Here is a 20,149-nt window from a genome sequence, read left to right on the forward strand (position 1 = left end):
CTACGGCCGGTTAAAACGCGACAAAAAATAGAAGATCGCGGACAACAGGACGCTTAACAGTATGGACGTAGCAATGGGAAAATAGAAGGTCATATTCCCTTTTTTTATGAGAATATCTCCCGGCAGTCTCCCAATTTTGATAAACTGCATGAGAAAACCGACCAAAAAAACAATGCCTCCAACAATCATCAATGTTTTTCCTAAACCGCTCATTCTTTAGGAACCTCCATTTGAAAGTGGTGATAAACAAGTTCCGTAACCATTCTTCCCCTAGGCGTCCGTTGTAAAAAACCTATTTGCAATAAATACGGCTCATATACTTCTTCTATTGTACCCGGTTCTTCGCCGATGCTTGCCGCAATTGTATCCAAACCAACAGGGCCGCCGCGAAATTTTTCAATGATGGTTAAAAGCAGCTTATGGTCAATGTGATCCAGCCCCATTTGATCCACCTGCAGCAACTCAAGCGCCTCAGCGGCAATATCGTACGTAATCAATCCATTTCCGCGAACTTGTGCATAGTCGCGAACTCGCTTTAGCAGGCGATTCGCTATTCGCGGCGTCCCCCGCGAGCGTCTGGCGATTTCCATCGCCCCTCTCTCTTCAATTTCCGTATGGAAAATATCGGCGGTCCGCAAAACGATTTCTTTCAACTGCTCTTGATTATAATATTCAAGCCGGCTTAAGACCCCAAATCGATCCCGCAAAGGAGCTGAAAGCGATCCAGCTCTCGTCGTCGCTCCGATAAGCGTAAAAGGAGGTACATCAAGCCGGACAGAACGAGAACTCGGACCTTTGCCGATGACGATATCTAAGCAAAAATCTTCCATGGCAGGATAAAGCACCTCTTCAATGGCCCTTGGAAGACGATGAATCTCATCAATAAACAAAACATCTCCGGGCTCAAGCGATGTCAAAATAGCCGCCAAATCACCCGGACGCTCAATCGCCGGTCCTGAAGTCGACCGCAGACGGACACCCATTTCATTAGCGATTACTTGAGCCAGCGTGGTTTTTCCCAATCCCGGCGGGCCATACAAAAGCACATGATCCAAAGTTTCCTGTCTCATTCGAGCGGCTTCAATAAAAATTTCCAAATTTCTCTTTACTTTGTCTTGACCAATATACTGCTTCAGTGTTTGCGGGCGCAGACTCGGTTCCATTGCAGCTTCTTGCCAATCTGCTTCACCCGACACAATCCTTTCCTCCACCGTTCATCTCCTCCCTCCTTATATCCCATATTAACGGGCAATACGTCCCTTCCCCTTCCTTGGGACTGCAGCACAGAAGACACCCTTTTTAAGGGAAGGCTTCCCCATATGCCCGATTGCTTCCATCCCACGGCTGGAAGTGTCACTCTATATTTTCAACAGTACTTGTAAAGCTTTCTTTATATATTCATCCGTTGAAAGGGCTTTTCCTTTCAACACATGAGCCGCTTTTTGAATTTCGTTGCGGGAATACCCAAGCGCCTCCAACGCAAGAGCGGCTTCCTCCCATTCAGGAGAAAATTCAGCAGGAGATTCAGGTGATGAGGAGGAAAATAAATTAGGAAAGTAATCGGGAACGACATCTTGCAATTTGCCTTTTAAGTCTAAAATCATTTGTCTTGCCGTTTTCTTGCCAACGCCAGGAAATTTCGTCAAAAATTTTTCATCCTCGTTTTCAATGGCGGCGATCACTTGTTGAGGGGCTCCCGAAGCCAAAATGGCCAAAGCTCCTTTTGGACCGATACCTGAGACATTTAATAATTTTTGAAATAACTTTTTTTCTTCGGCTGACTCAAAACCGTACAAAGCAAGCAAATCTTCCCGTACATGCATGTGTATGTACACTTTTTTCTCGCGTCCCAGCTCTTTTGAAAACACAAATGGATTCGGCATCATGATTTGATAGCCTATTCCTTGATGATCGACGACGATATATTCAGGACTTACATATTCAATAACACCTTTAATATATTCAAACAAACCAACTCTCTCCTTTTATGCTAACCATGATTGTACCACATCTTGATTTGTGAAGCGAAAAAAAAACGGGAGAGAATGAATGGGACTGTCAGGAACAAAAAAGAAAAGAAGCGCAGCATTCACTCCTATCCTTCTATGTTGTCAAAACGGCCGAAACAAGGCCGTGCAACTTTTATAACAGCCGTTGCGGCAACTAATCGGCAATGATGGAAGCCGAAGTAGATTTCATCCTTCATCTCCTTTAACAAAACATCTGTTCTTATTCTAACAGAAAAAATAGAAAACAAAAAACAGACCAATCGAAAACGAAACCAAGAAACCGACGGAATTTATTTTTTTAAAAGAAAAGTGGCGATCCTGCTTTCGCCATACGGAACCCTTATCTTTCCGTATCATTTGCCGACTTTAGACAATGCAGCCGCTACGATCTTTCTTTCAAGATTTTTTTCACTCGTTTGATGTCAGATACATTTTGATTGGCCATTAAAATATAACTGAATGCAGACGGAACAAGGAACAGCTGCAGCAGTGACAACGTGATCATATAGCTATATGGTTCATGATAAGAAGTAGAAACGATGCCAAGCACAATTCCAACTCCTACGTTACCGACAGTTCTGCCTAAACTATTGAAAAGATTAGCGACGCTAAATGCTGTCCCCCTGTGCTCAGGAAGATTCACATCTGTTATCAGCGCCAGCCAGTTTGGCGTGTTGGCAGATTGAGCAGCAGATGCCAAAAGCGATAAAGCAAACAATAAAGCAATCCATGGATTTGTGAATATTTGTGTGATTAAACCGCCTAAAACCGATAAAGCATTATGATCATTCGGCAATGACAGATGATCCAACGGAATGAAAAACATGAGTATATAAAGAGGCATCGTCAGAAATACGAAAACAGCCGTTAATAAAGCTCTTCCTTTAAACGTTTTCTTTTGCAACTGATCACCAAGATGGCCGAAATAAGCGGAAGTCATCCCGCCGATTTGAAAAATCGCATAAAGATAACCTGATGCAATCATGGCTGTTTCCAAACTGTACCCTTGCTGCTGAATTTTATAAATATATAAAGTTGGAATCCAAATGAGGCTACCCGTTGCAATATTCATAAAAAATGCCTGCAAAAACAAAAACACGTTGCTGCCTTTTAGAAGAATAGCGGGAAGATGCTTGGCCTCTATTATGTAGTTGTAAGATTGTCCATTTCTCATCAAATCTTTCAACTCAGGATCTGACTGGCCTCTGGACGGTTCTTCTACAAAAACGTAAAGAATAATGAGAAAAAAACCGATCAACCCAACGATTTCAAAAGGCCATCTCCAACTCGTATTAATGGCCGTTAAAGAAGCCATCAGAGACCCTAAAATACCGCCTAAGCCTTGTGCCATGCCCCAAAGGCTTAACACCATCCCCCGCTTTTGATAGGGGATATAATCCGTTAAAACACTGAAACCAATAGAAGCAATACAGCCTAAACCGATTCCTGTTATGATTTGAAACAGTAAAAGCTGCCCGTAACTTTGGCTAAAGGCCGTTAAAAATACAGATATGACCCAAATAAAGGTCCCAATCATAATCAGTCTCTTACGTTTATATTTTCCGGAAAGATACCCCCAATAAACGGAGGAAACCGCTGTAACTAAAATGTTAACAGCTGAAACAACTCCTAATTTCGCAACTTCCACATGTAAATCTTTTGCTATATAGCGAAACAGCGGAGGAAATAATCCAATGATGATATTGTCAAATGCCGCAAGGGCAATAAAAACAAAGATCGTATAGATGATTCTCCATTTCGTACGTTTCAAATATAATGAAAGCTCCTTTGTCTAAAAATTTGATGATATGGTTTGCTTTAAGATCGTCAACACGAATTGGATTTCTATAATACAAGATTTCTTATGCAGCAAGATGCGGCAGCTATTGTCAACATGCATTTCCTTTCAGATTCGTCCAGCCAATGGAAGTGCAGTTTGCAAAAAAACTTCTTTGGCATTTCATCAATATGATATTATATCTACAGATCATTTCAAACAAAAGATCATGACTAAGGTTCATCCTGCTTTTTTATTGGTTAAACAGGGATGAATGCAAGACAGCCGTCTATTTTTTCTTTACATACTATTTGGAGCAAGAACATATTTCTATTTTGGAAGTCTTTTTTAGTGAAAACACAGAAAGAACTCCGTTTTTATTTTTGAGTAGTACAATACTACCTTCAGGAATTCAAAAGTGTTTTCTTTTTTTTGCTTGATCAAAATGGAAGAAAATTTTAGTATTCTCCCTATCATTTATTGGTATGATTATATTATACAATGTGAAGAAAGGCTTGGTAAAATGGGCGTAAAAGTGCTGATCATTTCCTCTGATCATACAGGTCATGGGCATAAAAGCATTACAGAATCTTTATGCGAAAAAATTGGAAGGGACCATGACATCAACATACACGTTGTGGATGGCTTTTCGCTTGGCGGACAAACTCTGCTGTCGATCGGCAAACTATATGGACCGATCACGAGAAAAGCCGAAAATTTATGGAAGATGGTATATAACATATCAGCTGATAACCCAACGTTAATCAACTATTTTATAGAAGGATTAATCAAAAATAACTTTCTGCATTTGCTGGATGAAGTAAAACCCGATTTGATTTTGTCGGTGCACCCTAATTTTAACGGCTCGATTTTAAATATTTTAGAGAAACAAAATATTAAAATCCCATTCATTACACTGATAGCTGATCTTGTCAACATTAGCCCGTTATGGGCAGATATTCGAGCTGATTATATCATCAGCCCGACCGTGGAAGCGGCGGATAAGTGTATGGAATACGGCATTCCAGCGGAGAATATAAAAATTTTAGGATTTCCGGTTCGTTCCAGGTTTTTCAGAAACAACACCAATAGAAAGGTCCGTTATCAAAAAGGCGCCCCTTTAAAATGCTTGATTATGAGCGGCGGCGAAGGTGTAGGCAATATGAAGAAGATTGCGGAAATTTTGCTCGATCATTTTGATTGCACCGTCAAAATTGTGGCAGGGAGAAATGCGAAGCTGAAAGCAAAGTTAGAGCAATCCCTTTTTCCACAATATGGAGATAAAGTAGAGATATACGGTTTCACGAAAAATATCCATGAACTGATGTTTGCCTCTGATATCGTCTTTACAAGAGGGAGTCCTAACGTCATGTTTGAAGCCATTGCTTCCAATACGCCGATGATTATAACCGGTGCGTTGCCCGGCCAAGAAGAGGACAACCCCTACTTTGCCGAAAAATCAAATTTGGGAGTAGTGTGCAATAAGACAGACGATATCAAACAGACAATGACCGAATTGCTTAAAAATGATGGAGAAAAACTCAATCATATTATCGATAGCCAAAGAAAATTCATCAATCCGCATGCAGCAGAAGATATTTTACAATTTGTTTTAGAAGTGAAAGATCAGCAAATGGAAGTTGCAGCCGGTCTTTCTTTTAAATAAACTTCAACCGGACATCGGTTTAACGGATGGCTAGTTGACAGAACGATCTTTTTAGGGGACCGCTGTCACCCGCCTACCAATATATTTGACAAACAAATCACTACGAGAAACGAATACTTGTTATATCGGGTTCGTTTCTTTTCTTTTTCCAGAAAGTCATTTGAATCTGAATAGTCAAATCCCCTTTGACAGCAAGATAACAATATTTTCAGCACTCTCCTTTTCACGGCTTTTTTGCCGCGAGCTCTTTATAAGTAAAAATAAAAAGGCCTTTTCTCAGTGTTAAGTCGAGGAAAGGTCGTTTATTTTCTTGAAAACGACTGTGATTGAATACTGTATCCAAAAGCTTGGATTGAAATGAACAAAGGTCAAAATCATCCTGTTTTTATTTTTCGATGGAGTATGGCTTAAACGTTTCAATTACTTTCGTATATTTTTCTTTTGTCTTAATGGGAATTCCGTGTCGTAATTCTTTTTGAACGCCGCTTTCAAGTTTATGAACATCAATTTGAAAAAAAGATTGAATAATTTGGGCGTTTTTTCCTTCCGGTTTTCCCTTGAAAATGGATAAAACCCCTTTGTCCGTAATGCCAAAATATCCGTTAGCTTTTAATAAAGGAGATATATCGTTTATTTTTTTTTGAAACACAGCTTCTGTATCATCCATTTCTACCAATTTCCAGTTTTTATAACGTTCAAGTATATCTCCAATAGAAATGAACGGCTCTGTCCGGATTTCTTCGCTGACCTCTCCATCCAAATAAATTCTGTCTAAAATCACGGTCATCTTTTTTTCAGAAACATTGGGCGACACGACACCGGCAGTACTTATTGGCTTTTCTTCACTCTCGGCCGATTTTTTGCTCGTATCCGTTTTGGCTTCATCGTGGAAAATCGTAAGGAAAAACGCTCCTGCCACCAATAACATCATAAAACTGATTCTTGTAAACAGCGTCATGTAAACACCACCTAAATGTAATGAACTCTTGTTGATAGTTTGTTCCAAAAAGGAGAAATATAATCATAATCGAAAGAGCAAATATAGTCCTTTCAACGGACGACTATCCCCTTTTTTTCTCTCATTTTGCCAAGGATACGGCCTCTTGACAGCAGAAGAAAAAAATTCTATCTTTGGCTTACTTATTATAGAATGAAGGAAGGAAAAAGCGTCCGTCGTCGCTGACGCAGCGAAACGAACTGACGGACGGACTATGCGGAGCAAAGGAGAAGATCATATTGCAACAATTCCTTACATTCAAAAGGCTACGCAGTTCAGCAAAATTTTTCTTTTCATTAGCCATCATTGTATTTGTCTTTTTTCAAGGAAAAAGAGAACTTTCCAACATCTCCATTAGCGATTCCATCCGCTTATTAAAAAGTCTTTCATCCTACCAAGTGACGGTAGTTGTATTATTAGGCTTGCTCGCGGTCAGTACGATGTTTCTTTATGATTTCTTTCTTCTTCGTTTTTTGAACTTGAATATTCGTACGGGAAAAATATTCCGCATCTCTTGGATTGCCAATACGCTTAACGGAATTTTGGGCTTTGGCGGCATCATCGGCGCGGGATTAAGAATGATGTTGTATAAGCAGCATACGAAAGAAGAATCTAAGCTGTTGAGGGGAATTGCTTGGATGGCGACAGGCACCCTTGCCGGCTTGTCGTTTTATTGTCTATTCGTGCTCTTGAACTTTTTTCATGCCAAACCTCTGCTTGCCAGCAAAAAGTGGCTCGACATCGTAGTAGTCGTCATCGCGCTCTATTTGCCCGCCTTTTTTCTTCTGTCTCGCATCAAAGGGAAAGACGCTACTTCTTTCACTTTATCGGTACAATATATGGTCGCTTCTATTATCGAATGGCTGTCAGCGGCCATTGTCGCCTTTTTTTCGTTGCGGGTTTTGGGGATCCATGTACCGTTTGGAACAGCTTGCGGCATTTTCTTCACTTCAGCTGCTGCCGGATTAATCAGTATGATTCCCGGAGGCTTAGGCGCTTTTGATGTTATTTATTTAATCGGTTTTCAAGAATTGGGCTATCAAGAAGAAACGATTGTATCCGCTCTGTTATTGTATCGTACTGTTTATTACTTTTTGCCTTTTCTTCTAGGGCTTATCTTTACCATTTACGAATTCAGCGGCAACGTATTGAAAAAGCCGGAAATGAAACCGATTCTTGGACCGGCGATTGATACTTCGAGCGTCGTCTTGTCCTTGCAAAAAAGCTGGGTGCAAAAAATTCCGTATTTGTCTTTTTCCATTTTGGTGTTTTTGAGCGGAGTCTACTTATTTTTATATGGAATTGAGCCTTATCATTTTGATCATTCAATCGCCGGCAAAGATTATACTCGTTATATCAAATTATTGTTTGACGCCTTTCTGGTCGCTCTTTCCATCACTTTGATATTAAGTGTCAAAGGGGTTTATTTAGGGACGAAGAGAGCTCGCCACTTTGTTTTCAACAGCTTTGTTCTGGCGCTTCTTTTTGTTCTCTTAACAGCGGGAACCGTTTTAGAGGTTATTTGGCTGATTGGCATGATCTTGCTTTTTGGCTACTCGAAGAAAAAGTTCGACCGCATCCGCCGTCCTGTAACGGGAGTCCGGAAACTGGTTCTTGTCGGCTTGTTTATGTTGTTTTATTGGATCTACTTTATTACGTTAAACAGTCTTCCTGATTATGCATATGAACTAGGAATGACCGTACAAAAAAATGATGTCGAATTGACATTTGGAATGAGCACCGCTATCTTCCTCATTCTGAATATCATTTTTTATTACACTTTTGAATCCAAGCACAACGAAAAATTCGAAATGGAAGTTTCCGATGAGAAGCTTTTGGAATTGCTTCATCATTATGGGGGAAATTATTTAAGCCATCTGGCGTTTTTAGGGGACAAATCCTTTTTCTTGTCCAAAGATGGAAATGCCTTTATTCAATTTTCGATCATTCGCGATAAAGTGGTGGTGCTTGGCGATCCGGTGGGAAACGAAGACTCGTTTTATTCATTGTTGAATGATCTTTATAAAAAAGCGGATCGTTTCGGTTATCATATCATTTTTTATCAAGTCCAATCTAAATACATGCCGATGTACCATGACTTTGGCAACTCCTTCTTTAAACTGGGAGAGGAAGCGATCGTCGATTTAACTTCATTTTCCTTGAGAGGAAAGCGAAAGGCAGGACTTCGATCCACCAAAAACAGATTAAAAAGAGAAAATATACGCTTTCGGATGGTGGAACCACCATTTACAGACGAATTTTTCCATAATCTTGAAGAAGTCTCTAATCAATGGCTCGGTAAGAAAAAAGAAAAAGGATTTTCTTTAGGTTATTTTGATCGAGACTATCTCTCGCTTGCCCCCGTCGCGGTATTGGAAACGGAAGAAGGAAAGATCATGGCCTTTGCCAGCTTAATGCCGACTTACCAGGAAGGAATTATTTCCATCGACTTAATGCGATATGTACCCGATGCTCCTCCCGGCATTATGGACGGTCTATTGATTGCCATGATTGAATGGGCACAAGAACACGGCTATACCACATTCAACTTAGGTATGACGCCGCTTTCCAATGTCGGCCAAACCGAAACTGCTTTTTGGCCGGAACGGATTGCTTCCCATATGTTTCATCATATTCAATATATTTACCATTTCGCCGGACTGCGAAAATTCAAAGAAAAATATGATCCAAACTGGGAGCCAAGATATATGGCTTACCGAAAATACCGCTTCTTGCCTTTCTCGATGATCGATGTCGCAAGACTCATCAATCGCGGGAAACCGAAACCATCATCTTCTAAATGATACAGCAAAAAAGGACATGCCGGCATTCTACGCGTTTATCGCAGATTGCCAACATGTCCTTTTTTTATCATGAACGCTCACGTAAAAAGCTTTTATATAAAATCGAAAAACGAGGCCTTGCTCCAAATGGATGATGGATGAAACTTATTAAGCTTCTTGATAGTTATGATAAATTTCTTGCACATCATCGTTGTCTTCGAGCATGTCGAGCAATTTTTCCATTTTGGCTGATTGCTCATCATCAAGCACCGTATAAGTTTGCGGAACCATCGTGATTTCAGCGGTTGCAAAAGTAAATCCCGCTTTTTCCAAGTTTTCTTTCACTTCCATAAAGTTCTCCGGATCCGTATAAATTTCAAAAGCTTCCTCGCTCGTTTCCATTTCTTCCGCTCCGGCTTCAATAGCTTGCAGAAGCATATCATCTTCGTCGAGATTCAAATCTTCTCTTTCAATGACCAAATAGCCTTTGCGGTCAAACAAATAGGAAACACAGCCTGTTTCCCCAAGATTTCCTCCATTTTTCGAAAAAGCCATCCGCACATTTGATGCCGTGCGGTTTTTGTTGTCAGTCAAGCACGTGACCATGATGGCAACACCGCCGGGGCCATATCCTTCATACACAATTTCCTCGTAATTTTCTCCATTTTGATTGCCGCGAGCTTTTTCAATGGCTCGTTTTATATTGTCATTTGGCATGTTTGCCGCTTTCGCCTTTTCAACGACAAGCCGTAAAGCAGGGTTAGCGTCAGGATCAGGAAGCCCTCTTTTAGCGGCTACGTAGATTTCTTTCGCCAGCTTTTGAAACACTTTCCCTTTTTTCGCATCCTGCGCATTTTTTCTCCGTTGGATATTTTTCCATTTAGAATGACCTGCCATCCTAAATACCCCTCTCAAATCTGTTTTTCCGACAATAATATAGCACATTTTATTTCCTTTTGGTAAGTTCCTGGGGATTACGGACCGTTCAGGCGAACACGAGCGCAGCCTCGACAGACCAAAGGCTCTTCCTCTTCTTCGCTTTTGCTTTTTATTCCTTCCAACGCCGAATGATAATGGATGTGCCGGTCTCCTCTTTGATTTCTACGGAATAATGGAAAAAGCGCTGTTTGGCATTAACTAAGTGAAATTGTAGATGACCGCGGTGGGCGAGAATCAGTGGAAAAAGCGGACCAGGCGAGGCCCGAGAGCGAGAAGACACACGGAAAGCGAGTGAATTTCACGATAGAAAGCTTTACTCAAAAAAGGGGTGCCCCTGTGTCATATTACTGACTTTCGGGACATCCCCTTTTTCTTTATCTTTCCTGATGGCGTAAAGTTCGCATCATTTCTTTTAAATCAAGTTCTATTTGATCTTTTGGTCCGCCGTCCCTTAGTTCATTATCTATATTGCGAACGCGGCCGAAATTGCCTATACCCGTAACAACAGTGCATCGGCGCCCGTTTAAATACGGTTGGACTGCTTTTTTGACGCTTGATTTGACTTTTTCTTTAGCCGATCCGTTTTCGGTTATGACCGCAATGATCACATCTTTGTTATAAACGACGGCTCTTGCATCTTGAACATGATTGACTTTTACCGCTTTAGCGGCCAGTCTCTCTGCCATTTTCCCTTCATAAGCTTGATAATATGAATTTTTGGTCTGAGGCAATTGAGTTTGCAAATGTCCATGATAGTTTGCATCTTTACGACTGAACTGATTATCTCTGGCCCAAAAGTTTTTATCATCTTTCGCAAGCGGAACGGTCGGGTTGGGAGGATTTCCGTTATCATCACGCACTTGCAAATATCTTCTTTTATGTTCACGAATGGCCTGACCTTCTCTGCCGACAGAGTGGTCATACAGTTCTGTCATCGGGCCATCATGCCGGTCATTCGTATCGCCGCCATGCCCTTCGTTGGAAAAAACACCCTTTGGATGATAATTGGCCCGGTCGCCTCCATAAGCGTCTTCTCCTCCTGAACAAGCGGCAAGACTCAAAACCATCACTCCCGAAACGAGAGATTGGTAAATTTTTTTCACCATTATCCCCTCTTTTGCCACATAGTGAGCTCGACAATCAGCTCATTTTATAGTGTGCGGGGCTTAAAAAAAACTATACGAGGGAATGGATTCGAAAAACGATACGTCATTTGAACATTCTAGCGAATATTTTGTTAAAAAAGGCCGTGCGTTCGTCCATTTCCTTGACGGTTATTTGATATAAATACGGTAAATGACCGCTTCGAGGGCGTTTGAAAAAACGGTTCCATTCTCTAAAGATATCGCTTGGAAACAGCAAATGAGCAAGAAAAAATGGATCATCTTGATATTTGTCCAAAAAAGGATGTTTCCAAAGAAGGGATTCATCCCAATGAAGAATGGGCAAAACTCTCATGGCAAACTGAATGTAATCATATGTTTTCGGAGCAATGGCAATCAGGTCGAAATCCGTAATAAACAAGCGATTAGAGCGATCTTTGATAAAATTATGATGGGCGACGTCTCCGTGAATGATCGCCATTTCATCTTGTATCGTGAATTTCGATATTGCCTCTATCGCTCGTTCCCCCATCCATAAATACTTTTTGATCGCGTTCAAAGATAAATACCATTCCAGTTTCTTTCTATTGGCCTCAAATTCATGATGCCTCTCTTTCCATTTTTTTGTTTGATCAAACTGCGAAATAACAGACAAAAAAGAGGAATAAAATGTCTCTGTGCAAGCGTGGAATTCATTTAAAACAGAAAGAGCTTGAATTCTTTCTTCTTCTCTTTTATAGGAAAAAGGGGGAATGGATGATTCGATCCATCGGAAAACGCCATAAAATCGTTTTTGAAAGGAGATGACTTCTTCCGTTTGCATAGGATGAGGCTCTGCTGTTTTTAAAAAATGAACGCTATGAAGCGAACGAATAAGTGCTTGTTGTTGTTTCCATTTTGTTTCTGAAGAAAATTCCTTCAGAAACCATGGTCCTGACGGCAAAAAAATTTTCCATTTTCCTTCTTTTATAGGCTTATAGGACAGCACGGGTTCTTTCAACACATTTTGAACAGATAAAAGGAGACGATGACTAAAATCGTCCCCACTACATACATCATTGATCATCATCATGACTCTCATCATCCGTTCTAGAGGTCCTAAAATCTGAATTTTGATCAGACGCCGGCGGATATCCCTGTTCCCCGTAAGGAGCCGCCGGTCCTGAACTGAGCTGGCCATAAAAACCGTATGGTGCCTGCGGATACAGGGGCTGATAAGGCGCCGGCTGAACCGGCATGAAAGTCCCTCCTGGATAAGACGGGATTTGTTGTCCGCTTTGATCTTGGCAATGGCAATCATTTGACCATTTACCCTCCGTCGGTCCTGCCTGTTGATAAGGCATTGGTTGATTTGGCATTGGTTGGTTTGGCATCTGATTTGGCATCGGTTGATTTGGCATCGGCGGATAGACTGCACCAGGATAAGAAGCACCATAATAAGGATCATATCCAGTTCCCGGTGCCACTGGGGAAATCGGAACATAATTCGGCTGGTTCCCGTAAGCACCCGGAGGATACATTCCTGGAGCCTGACTTTCCGTAAAAGGCAGCAGCGCTGAGGAGGACTCTTCCATTGGTTCATTCATCCCCGCTCCGGGAAGTCCGTACGGATAGGAAGGCTGGTGAAAAACCGGATTCTCGGCAGGTTGAACAACCGGGACGGGATGCGACCACTGCGGTTGATACGGATAAACCGGGACGGGAGCGGGATAACAATTCGTATAGTATGGACTTACATATGGAAAGTTCCCGCCACATTCAAATTGGGCGATTTGATGATGATGAGACGATGATTCCTTTTCTTCCGTGAATTCCACTGACTCCTCCAGTCCGGGAAATATATTGGGCGGCACCTTATGAATTTCTTTTTGCGTTTGTTGACTAATTTGTTTGTTCATTTGCTCCATTGTCACGTCAAAATGCTGATTGATTTCTATATCCGGAACGATTGGCTGCGGCATTATGGGGGCGACATGTTTGGGCTTTTCTTTCGGGACTTCTTTTTTGGTGACTTGGCTGGGCGTTTCTGCGGTTGGAATAGTAGGAGGTTTCGATTCTTTAAATGGATGTTCGTATTTTTTTATTTCTTTTCCATGATGTCCATGGTGGCCATGATGATGGCTGGGCCCTTTTTTTACGTTTCCCCCTGTTCCGGGTATTTTAATTTTCATGCCAGGCATAATCATTTCCGGATTGGAGAGCTGAGAATTTATCTTTTTTAATTCTTCAAAAGACACGCCGTATTTTTTTGCGATCGTCCACAGCGTATCACCTTTTTGCACTATATGGATCTTCAACATTTTTCCCTCCTTAGGCGTAAGTCCATATATTGTATGCCTCAGATCCCAAAATGCGATTGAACTTACACAAAAATTTATGTTTTTTTCCAAAAAAATATGCCTTTCCTGCTCGGAAAGACATGATAGGCGGCCATTTTGAATCATGCAAGTGCAAGCATTCGTTCAAGCGCAAGTTTGGCTTCGATCGCCACTTGTTCAGGCACCTTGATGAAATTGACGGAATCTCCTTTGTAAATGGACTCCAATGACCAAAGCAGATGGGGAAGATCAATACGGTTCATCGTCATACACGGACAAAAATTCGGGTTAAGGGAAATAATATGTTTATCCGGATGTTGTTTGATCAGACGACTGACGAGATTCATTTCTGTTCCAATCGCCCAAGATGTTCCCGGCGCCGCTTTTTCAATTGTTCGGATAATGTAGTTCGTGGAACCACTGCTATCCGAAGCCTCCACGACTTCCCGACGACATTCCGGATGTACGATAATATTGATGTTCGGATATTTATTCCGTACTTCCCGGACATTATGGATAGTAAAATTTTCATGTACAGAACAATGCCCTTTCCATAAAATCACTTTAATCTCATTCACATCCCCATCGTAGATCAATTCGTCTTTCAACGGGTCCCAAAGAGCCATTTGTTGAAGATCGACACCTAAATCATAAGCGGTATTTCGTCCAAGATGTTGGTCCGGGAGAAACAGAATTCGTTCTTTTTGCGAGAATCCCCATTTCAATATTTTATGGGCATTGGAAGAAGTGACCGTGGCTCCGCCGTTTCTGCCAACAAATGCTTTGATCTCCGCCGTGGAATTCACATATGTTAATGGCAAAACGGTGTCGCCAAACCAATTCGCCAGCTTGTTCCATGCCCTCTCTGTTTGATGGATATCCGCCATATCCGCCATCGAGCAGCCGGCTTTCCTATCGGGCAATATCACTTTTTGATCAGGCGCGGTCAAAATATCAGCCGTCTCCGCCATAAAATGAACACCGCAAAAGACGATGTATTCCGCCTTTTTATTATCAGCGGAAATCCTCGCAAGCTTAAAAGAATCTCCAACGGCATCCGCAAATTGAATCACTTCATCCCTTTGATAATGATGCCCGGGAATAAACAATCGTTCTCCTAAACGAGTTTTCAATTCTCGGACTCTTTCTTCCATCTCTTGAATGGTCATCTTGTTATAATGCTCCGGAATCACCGTTGTTTGTTGAAGCGCCTGCAACAAATTCATCATCCAATCCCCCTTTTAAGATATAAAATTTGGCTGCACCTTTGCGCTGATATCGAGCACTTGGTAAGAGTGGGTCAAAAAGCCAAGAGAAATCCATTGTACACCCGTTTCGGCATACGCTCTCAAATTCGACAAAGTAATGCCTCCTGAAGCTTCTGTACGAATATGATTCGGCACATAAATGATCCAATCGCGTATTTGTTCCGGAGTGCAATTATCAAACATAATAACATCGGCACCGGCTTCTACCGCTTCCAGCAGCTGTTCTTTCGTTTCAATTTCCACTTCTACTTTCGTCGTGTGCCCAGCAAACTGTTTTGCCCTTTTCACCGCAGACAAAATACTCCCTGCAAATGCAATATGATTATCTTTTAACATAATGGCATCAAAAAGTCCTTTGCGATGGTTATAGCCCCCGCCTACTCGAACGGCATATTTTTCAAGCATCCTTAGACCGGGAGTTGTTTTTCTTGTATCGCAAATATTCGCCCCCGTCCCTTTAACGATTTCAACTGCCTTAGCCGTTACTGTGGCAATCCCGGACATCCTTTGAATCAAATTTAAGATCACCCTTTCGCCTTGGAGAAGGCCGCGCATCGCACCCTTGATTTCAGCTATGAGTTCTCCTTTTTCCACAACATCGCCATCTTTCCGATATACGGTTACCTCCGAAGTGGGATCGATCAGACGAAAACCTGTCTTAATGACATCACTGCCACAAAAAACGCCGTCCGCCTTTGACAAAAAGTAAAAAGAGCCGCGATCATCAGCCGTAAAAATGGCTTCTGCACTTATATCCCCGTCCCCAATATCTTCGATAAAAAAATCTTTAAGCATGGATTCCAGTTTGATGCGATTCATAAGACCCTCTCCTCCATGTTATTTTCGTTTGTTCATGGATAATGCGCCGACCTTTCCAAAAAAGGTCTTCATTTGGAAAATCGCTTCGTATGTGGGCACCGCGACTCTCTTTCCGAATCAATGCCGACTTCGTCATGATAAAACTATTGATAAACATAAAAATCGTTTGAATTTGTTCGATTGATAGCCTTTCCAAAGATTGTTCCATCAAAGATTCCAAAAACTGAACCGGCAGCCAATTCAATTGTCTGTTAAGTCCGGCTTCATCTCGGATGACGCCTACATTTTCGATCATGTTCCATTTCAACTGTTCTGAATCGAGATTTGGCATTTCGTCTTCTTTCACTTTCAACGGATAGTCATAAAGAACGGATCGTATCGACGAAACGTGAGATTCATGGTTGATAAACTCAGCTGTTCTTTTCCCAAACACAAGCCCTTCTAAAAGAGAATTACTGGCCAGCCTATTGGCTCCATGGACCCCGCTGGATGCTGTTTCCCCGATCGCATATAATCCATTGACCGAAGTTCGTCCAAAGGAATCGATGACGATTCCGCCCATTAAAAAGTGGCTTCCGGGCACTACCGGGATTTTTCCTTCCTTAAGATCCACACCCTGCTCGCGGCATAATTGAGAAATGCTCGGGAACTTTTCTTCAAAATGAGATATTCCGCTTATATCTAAAAAAACGTCCTGCTGTTCTGCTCTTCTTTTGTAAATCTCATAGGCGACAATATGTCTCGGAGACAAATCTTTTTGCGGATGAACTCCTTCCATGATCCGCCTTCCTTTACTGTCCAGTAAAATAGCTCCGGCTCCTCTTACCGCTTCTGAAATTAAACCTTTTGTTGCTCCATCTACGTATAACAATGTTGGGTGGAACTGAACAAATTCCATATCAGCCACTGCCGCTCCAGCTCGGTAAGCCATCGCCACTCCATCTCCGATCATTCGCGGATGATTGGATGTATACGGATAAAGTGCGCCTGCTCCCCCTGTTGCCAGAACAATATGACGGCCAAAATAGCGATGAACAGAACCGTCAACTGATTTTGCCGCTACGCCGATACATCGGCTTCGATCGTTTGTAAGCAGTAGTTCAAAAACCAGCTCATTCTCCACTATTTCAACATTTGGCGGTAACCGATCCAATAAAAATTCAATTAAATAACGACCTGTTGCATCCCCGCCGCAATGAACAATTCGGCGGCGACTATGGGCTCCTTCAAGTCCTAACGCCACCTCTCCCGTTTCATTCCGGTCAACAGGAAGACCGCTTTTGATTAACTCTTTCACCACTTCAGAACCTTCCCGCACGAGGCTATCCACTACTTTAGTAGATTGGTGGTACCTTCCGGCAACTAACGTATCCTGAACATGCAAATCCAATCGATCCGTCTCGGAAACAACCGCAGCAATCCCTCCCTGTGCCTTGTAAGAGTTGCTGTTTCGGATTTTGCTTTTTGTCATGATCACTACATGAAATTGCGGATGAAGATAGCGAGCAAGCTGAAGAGCCGCCACCCCTCCCCCGATAATCACTACATCCGCTTCTTTCTCCATTCTTTATCTCTCCTTTTTGTCTCTACACGCCTGTAACATTTTCCTCTATACTCCCCCGGAGATTTTTATTTGAATTTTTACAGATGTCTTGACACATATATTTGCATAAAATTAAACTATTGACAAGCATTTTTTGAAATCGTTTTTTTTGACAGAATCGAAAGGAGTGGGAAAAATGAAATATTTTGACTGTGCGGCCACTGTTCCAATGGACGAAGAAGCTCTTTCTGCCTATGTGGAAATCAGCAAAATATATTTTGGAAACAGCAAAAGCCATCATAACATCGGGATCAGCGCCCGGGACGTATTGGAGAACGGCCGCTCCATTCTTGCCGAACAAATGGGTGTAGAACCTAAAGGACTTTTTTTTACTTCAGGAGGAACAGAAAGCAATTTGCTTGCCATCATATCACTAGCCAGAAAAGCGCGGGAAATCGGCAGAGGAAACCATATCATTACGGCTGAAAGTGAACATGCTTCTGTCCTTTCCGCCGTTCACTTTCTGGAAAAAGAGGGATTTCAAATAACCAAACTGAAAATGGAAAAAAACGGTCAAATATCGACCGAACAAGTCCTTGAAAATCTTCGTCCTGACACGATATTGATTTCCATCCAACACGTGAATCAAGAAATCGGAACACTTCAACCTATACAGGAAATCAGCAGGCTTATCGATCGAAAAAAAGTGTTATTTCACACAGATTGCGTCCAATCTTTTGGAAAAGTCGATATACGAGAAATCATTCCTTATGTGGACAGTCTCTCCGTTGCTTCTCACAAAATCGGCGGACCGAAAGGAGTCGGAGCCGTCTATATTCGCCCAGACTGCTCCTATGAACCGGTCTTTCCGCTTCTTTCGCAAGAAGACGGATTCCGTGGCGGAACGATCAACGTACCCGGAATTGCCGCCTTCGCGTTAGCTGCTGCCAAAACAGATCCTCCATCTTACTGGAAAGAATGCTCAAGAAAGCGTAAACTTTTTCGTTCCGCCTTGCCAGACTTCCCATACACCATTTATGAGGCGGAACAAAGCGTCCAGCTTCCATCCATTATCGGAATGACCATGGACGGAATAGAAGGGCAGCTTGTCATGCTCGAATGCAACCGGCTTGGCTTTGCCATTTCCACCGGCAGTGCGTGTTCAGAAGGAAAAGGAGAAGGAGCCAAAACGATTACCGCCATGAGAGAACCTGATGCTTCTGCAAAACAGTTTTTCCGAATATCCTTCAGCGATCAAACGCCTGATGTTGATATCATAGAGCTGGCAAAAACACTTTATGACATCGCTCGCCGGTTCTCTCCGGGTTCGCTAGCTCAACGAACTATGATACAATCGTAGTAGAAAATCGGCTAAAAGATATTGAAGCAATTGGAGGGATTTTGTTGTCTTCCGGCAGAAAAATTTTAGGGGAAGAAAGAAGAACGCTTATTTTGCAGTATTTAAAACAATCGTCTGATCCGATCACTGGAAGCGAACTAGCGAAAAAAACCAACGTTAGCCGTCAAGTGATTGTTAACGATATTACTATTTTAAAAGCAAGAAATGAACCGATTATTGCCACAAGCCAAGGATATATGTATTTACCTCAGTCAGGCAATGATGGCGTTTTTGAGCGGACGATCGCCTGTTATCATTCTCCGGATGAAGCGGAAGCGGAGCTTAATTTGCTTGTGGACTATGGTCTTACCGTAAAAGATGTGAAAATCGAACATCCTGTATACGGTGATTTAACAGCATCCATAATGGTATCCAATCGCAAAGAGGTCGAACAGTTTATGGCCAGAATTCGCGAAACGAACGCTGCCTTTTTGTCGGAGTTGACCGACGGTGTGCATCTCCATACTGTCAGTGCCAAGGATTCCCGCACTCTTGACGCAGCGGAAAAAGCCCTGAAAAAAGCAGGATTTCTCTTAGACGAATAGTTTGACGCCTCGGAGCACCCGCAAAGGTTTTATTGAATTTCCTGGCTTAATCGCTCTTTTCATTTCATTTATGAAAAAAGGGCATCAAAAGCCTTTTTGGCTGGATGCCCGTTTTCCATATTTAAATTTGATACGATAAATAGCTTCCAAGAACTTTGACTGTACAACCCAGCGCTTCCATCTCAGCAAAGGCGTTGGGAAGCAAAATGTCGTCCATCCTTTGATTAATATCGATAATGAAAAAATAGTTTCCCAGTCCGGTCTTGACCGGCCTGGATTCAATCTTGCTCAAGTTGATTTTTCGCCAAGCAAGCGCTGATAACACTTGATGAAGCGCCCCCGCTTGATCCGATGGCAATGTGACCATAATCGTCGTCTTCTCCACACCAGACTCATAAGGTAATTCCAGCTTTTGTTCTTCTTTGGACAGCACAATAAATTTGGTATGGTTGAAATCATAATCGTGAATATTTTCCTTCACGATGGTTAAGCCGTATTTTTCGGCGGATAATGAATTCCCAATCGCAGCGGTGAGCTCTTCCGGATGTTCACTTACGTAACGTGCAGCGGCAGCAGTCGATGCTGCTTCTTCACATGGCACTTTCTCAAAATATGTATGTAAAAACTTATAGCATTGGGCAATGGCATGAGGATGAGACATCACTTTTTCGATGTTCTTCCAACGCTCTGCATTTTGAGGATGCATTAATAAATGCTGCCGAATGGGGGCAATCAACTCTGCAATAATTTTTAAATCGACTTCTTGGGTTAAATAATCAATGGTTAAATTCACGGTTCCTTCCAATGTATTCTCCAGCGGTACTACTGCCAAATCCGCTTTTCCTTCCATAACCTCATCCATACACTCCGGAATGGTCATGCATGCTTTTTTTTCCGCTTTTGGAAAAGCAGAACAAACGGCTAAATCTGTAAATGTCGCCGCAGGTCCTAAATAAGATATCTTCATTTGATTTCTCTCTCCC

17 protein-coding genes are annotated in these 20,149 nt (G+C 42.0%); 4 read left to right on the forward strand and 13 right to left on the reverse strand.

Annotation, left to right across the window (positions count from 1 at the left end):
- From NST12_RS11525 to NST12_RS11540, 4 genes are all read right to left on the reverse strand, one after another.
- Positions 1–213, reverse strand: coding sequence for a DUF2905 domain-containing protein (locus tag NST12_RS11525; RefSeq protein WP_003355492.1), 213 nt, complete (start codon positions 211–213; stop codon positions 1–3).
- Entirely contained in the window at positions 210–1,211 is a 1,002-nt protein-coding gene (ruvB, locus tag NST12_RS11530; protein ID WP_341030017.1) for a Holliday junction branch migration DNA helicase RuvB, read from the reverse strand. Before ruvB ends, NST12_RS11525 begins: the two co-directional genes overlap by 4 nt.
- Before the next feature lie 147 nt (positions 1,212–1,358).
- Positions 1,359–1,970, reverse strand: coding sequence for a Holliday junction branch migration protein RuvA (ruvA, locus tag NST12_RS11535; RefSeq protein WP_003355495.1), 612 nt, complete (start codon positions 1,968–1,970; stop codon positions 1,359–1,361).
- A 421-nt stretch (positions 1,971–2,391) separates the two neighbouring features.
- Positions 2,392–3,780 (reverse strand): MFS transporter, encoded by a 1,389-nt coding sequence (locus NST12_RS11540; protein WP_174521033.1) that lies wholly within the window; start codon positions 3,778–3,780, stop codon positions 2,392–2,394.
- A 424-nt stretch (positions 3,781–4,204) separates the two neighbouring features.
- Here NST12_RS11540 and NST12_RS11545 point away from each other — a divergent pair, with 424 nt between their 5' ends.
- On the forward strand, positions 4,205–5,452 hold the full coding sequence (locus NST12_RS11545; protein WP_341030019.1) for an MGDG synthase family glycosyltransferase: 1,248 nt from the start codon (positions 4,205–4,207) through the stop codon (positions 5,450–5,452).
- Positions 5,453–5,837: 385 nt separating this feature from the next.
- Here the strand turns inward: NST12_RS11545 and NST12_RS11550 are convergent, their stop codons facing one another.
- Positions 5,838–6,410: a BofC C-terminal domain-containing protein gene (locus tag NST12_RS11550; RefSeq protein ID WP_341030020.1), complete on the reverse strand. Its 573-nt coding sequence runs from the start codon at positions 6,408–6,410 to the stop codon at positions 5,838–5,840.
- Positions 6,411–6,688: 278 nt separating this feature from the next.
- Here NST12_RS11550 and mprF point away from each other — a divergent pair, with 278 nt between their 5' ends.
- Positions 6,689–9,253: a bifunctional lysylphosphatidylglycerol flippase/synthetase MprF gene (gene mprF / locus NST12_RS11555; RefSeq protein ID WP_048623753.1), complete on the forward strand. Its 2,565-nt coding sequence runs from the start codon at positions 6,689–6,691 to the stop codon at positions 9,251–9,253.
- Positions 9,254–9,400: 147 nt separating this feature from the next.
- Here the strand turns inward: mprF and NST12_RS11560 are convergent, their stop codons facing one another.
- The 7 genes from NST12_RS11560 to nadB all read right to left on the reverse strand — a co-directional run bounded on the left by NST12_RS11560 (position 9,401) and on the right by nadB (position 17,243).
- Entirely contained in the window at positions 9,401–10,129 is a 729-nt protein-coding gene (locus NST12_RS11560; RefSeq protein ID WP_048623754.1) for a YebC/PmpR family DNA-binding transcriptional regulator, read from the reverse strand.
- A gap of 416 nt (positions 10,130–10,545) precedes the next feature.
- The gene (locus tag NST12_RS11565; RefSeq protein WP_048623755.1) at positions 10,546–11,277 is read right to left on the reverse strand and encodes a YhcN/YlaJ family sporulation lipoprotein; all 732 of its coding nucleotides are present in this window, start codon (positions 11,275–11,277) and stop codon (positions 10,546–10,548) included.
- A gap of 103 nt (positions 11,278–11,380) precedes the next feature.
- Positions 11,381–12,346, reverse strand: a complete 966-nt coding sequence (locus NST12_RS11570; RefSeq protein WP_048623756.1) for a hypothetical protein — start codon at positions 12,344–12,346, stop codon at positions 11,381–11,383.
- The gene (safA, locus tag NST12_RS11575; RefSeq protein WP_341101296.1) at positions 12,330–13,571 is read right to left on the reverse strand and encodes a SafA/ExsA family spore coat assembly protein; all 1,242 of its coding nucleotides are present in this window, start codon (positions 13,569–13,571) and stop codon (positions 12,330–12,332) included. The genes NST12_RS11570 and safA overlap by 17 nt, the downstream gene beginning before the upstream one ends.
- A 143-nt stretch (positions 13,572–13,714) precedes the next feature.
- A complete protein-coding gene (gene nadA, locus NST12_RS11580) occupies positions 13,715–14,818 on the reverse strand; it encodes a quinolinate synthase NadA (protein ID WP_341101298.1) in 1,104 nt (367 codons plus the stop codon).
- Between the two features lie 15 nt (positions 14,819–14,833).
- Positions 14,834–15,679: a carboxylating nicotinate-nucleotide diphosphorylase gene (gene nadC, locus NST12_RS11585; protein WP_048623759.1), complete on the reverse strand. Its 846-nt coding sequence runs from the start codon at positions 15,677–15,679 to the stop codon at positions 14,834–14,836.
- A complete protein-coding gene (gene nadB / locus NST12_RS11590; RefSeq protein ID WP_341101301.1) occupies positions 15,648–17,243 on the reverse strand; it encodes an L-aspartate oxidase in 1,596 nt (531 codons plus the stop codon). Before nadB ends, nadC begins: the two co-directional genes overlap by 32 nt.
- A gap of 175 nt (positions 17,244–17,418) precedes the next feature.
- On the opposite strand from nadB, the gene NST12_RS11595 reads away from it, so the two are divergent.
- Together NST12_RS11595 and NST12_RS11600 are read left to right on the forward strand one after the other, a co-directional pair.
- The gene (locus NST12_RS11595; RefSeq protein WP_341101303.1) at positions 17,419–18,582 is read left to right on the forward strand and encodes an IscS subfamily cysteine desulfurase; all 1,164 of its coding nucleotides are present in this window, start codon (positions 17,419–17,421) and stop codon (positions 18,580–18,582) included.
- 44 nt (positions 18,583–18,626) lie between these two features.
- On the forward strand, positions 18,627–19,166 hold the full coding sequence (locus NST12_RS11600; RefSeq protein WP_048623762.1) for a transcription repressor NadR: 540 nt from the start codon (positions 18,627–18,629) through the stop codon (positions 19,164–19,166).
- A gap of 121 nt (positions 19,167–19,287) precedes the next feature.
- Here NST12_RS11600 and pheA read toward each other — a convergent pair whose 3' ends face one another.
- Complete coding sequence (gene pheA, locus NST12_RS11605) at positions 19,288–20,133, reverse strand: prephenate dehydratase (RefSeq protein ID WP_003355511.1); 846 nt, start codon at positions 20,131–20,133, stop codon at positions 19,288–19,290.
- Positions 20,134–20,149: the final 16 nt, after the last annotated feature.

The sequence above is a fragment of the Bacillus sp. FSL W8-1127 genome, assembly GCF_038006725.1.
Classification (GTDB): domain Bacteria; phylum Bacillota; class Bacilli; order Bacillales; family DSM-4216; genus Bacillus_O; species Bacillus_O smithii.

Bases quoted from the DNA above. Each gene is read 5' to 3' on its own strand.
- NST12_RS11570 (WP_048623756.1), bottom strand. From the start codon at position 12,346: ATGATGATGATCAATGATGTATGTAGTGGGGACGATTTTAGTCATCGT.
- nadC (WP_048623759.1), bottom strand. From the start codon at position 15,679: ATGAATCGCATCAAACTGGAATCCATGCTTAAAGATTTTTTTATCGAA.
- NST12_RS11595 (WP_341101303.1), top strand. From the start codon at position 17,419: ATGAAATATTTTGACTGTGCGGCCACTGTTCCAATGGACGAAGAAGCT.
- pheA (WP_003355511.1), bottom strand. From the start codon at position 20,133: ATGAAGATATCTTATTTAGGACCTGCGGCGACATTTACAGATTTAGCC.
- NST12_RS11525 (WP_003355492.1), bottom strand. From the start codon at position 213: ATGAGCGGTTTAGGAAAAACATTGATGATTGTTGGAGGCATTGTTTTT.
- nadB (WP_341101301.1), bottom strand. From the start codon at position 17,243: ATGGAGAAAGAAGCGGATGTAGTGATTATCGGGGGAGGGGTGGCGGCT.
- NST12_RS11550 (WP_341030020.1), bottom strand. From the start codon at position 6,410: ATGACGCTGTTTACAAGAATCAGTTTTATGATGTTATTGGTGGCAGGA.
- nadA (WP_341101298.1), bottom strand. From the start codon at position 14,818: ATGAATTTGTTGCAGGCGCTTCAACAAACAACGGTGATTCCGGAGCAT.
- NST12_RS11560 (WP_048623754.1), bottom strand. From the start codon at position 10,129: ATGGCAGGTCATTCTAAATGGAAAAATATCCAACGGAGAAAAAATGCG.
- NST12_RS11565 (WP_048623755.1), bottom strand. From the start codon at position 11,277: ATGGTGAAAAAAATTTACCAATCTCTCGTTTCGGGAGTGATGGTTTTG.